We start from the raw sequence: 707 nt of genomic DNA, 5'->3' as shown, positions 1-707 counted from the left end.
GTGGTTATGTTTTCCAGATAGCCCACCAGGCATATCTTGAAAAAGACCACGGGGTCTATGCTTTTTTGCCCGCTTTGTCCATAGAACTTATTGGTGAGCGGGTAAAGAAAGTCCAGGTCTAGAACTTCTTTTAGCCGTCGGTAAAAATTTTCTTTTGAAACCCTGTCGCTTAGCTTAAAGCTTGTGAAGAGTTTTTCCTGATAGTTTTTCTTGCCTTGCATAGGCATGAAATTAATAAACTTCTCAATTTTATACAAGCCTTTTGCTATATTTGAAGAGGTGGTTGTGCAACAGGCACATTGGCTATAAGTAATTGCTTGTTCTCGCCTACTTCTGAAAATCCTCACGGATTTTCAGCTTGGTGTGTACTTGCAAAGTTAAGTGCTAAACCACGCAACTACTCATAGCCGAGACCGTCAGACTGTCTCAAAACTTAATAACTCTGTGGATAAGTAGGAGTTTTTTTTTCCTTCAAAACCCCCGTATTTCCGTATCTTCATGCCATGGAATATCTACAGGGACAAGACCGCCAGCAACTGGCCCTCTACACCACCTGCCTCGACGAGATGGTGCCGGAGGAGAACAGCGTCCGCTTTATCGATCGATTCGTCGGGGCACTCGATCTGGAAGAGCTGGGGTTTGCCGCCCTGCCCGCACAGGGCCGTCCGCCGTACGACCCGGCAGACCTGCTCAAGCTCTACATCTAT

2 protein-coding genes are annotated in these 707 nt (G+C 46.3%); one reads left to right on the top strand and one right to left on the bottom strand.

All coding sequences use genetic code 11. The features are described 5' to 3' along the window. A partial coding sequence (locus LS48_RS15050; RefSeq protein WP_162266498.1) for a transposase occupies positions 1–221 on the bottom strand: 221 nt, incomplete at its 3' end. Positions 222–503: 282 nt separating this feature from the next. Between LS48_RS15050 and LS48_RS14735 the strand changes: the two genes are divergently transcribed. Next, the coding region (locus LS48_RS14735) for a transposase (protein ID WP_369038071.1) at positions 504–707 on the top strand (204 nt) is incomplete at its 3' end.

Source organism: Aequorivita aquimaris (genome assembly GCF_001573155.1).
Lineage (GTDB): Bacteria > Bacteroidota > Bacteroidia > Flavobacteriales > Flavobacteriaceae > Aequorivita > Aequorivita aquimaris.
Note: the sequence above shows the minus strand (reverse complement) of the source record. Positions and strands in the feature narration are given on the sequence as shown.